At 65.6% G+C, this 291-nt stretch carries 1 protein-coding gene; it reads right to left on the reverse strand.

All coding sequences use genetic code 11. The features are described from left to right. Positions 1 to 291 (reverse strand): WD40 repeat domain-containing protein (locus tag AC0QH1_RS30965; protein ID WP_442957400.1); only part of this gene is annotated, 291 nt, incomplete at both ends.

Here is a 291-nt window from a genome sequence, read left to right on the forward strand (position 1 = left end):
TGGCGGGTCCACAAGCGCAGGGTGTTGTCCTCACTGCCACTGACGATGGTCTCCCCGTCCGGGCTGAAGGCTACGGCGTAGACCGAATTCTGATGGCCGCGCCAGGGTTCGCCGATGGGTTCCCCCTGGCGGGTCCACAAGCGCAGGGTGTTGTCTACACTGCCACTGACGATGGTCTCGCCGTCCGGGCTGAAGGCTACGGCGCTGACCGAATTCTGATGGCCGCGCCAGGGTTCGCCGATGGGTTCCCCCTGGCGGGTCCACAAGCGCAGGGTGTTGTCCGAACTGCCA

The organism is Phormidium sp. CCY1219 (genome assembly GCF_055795085.1).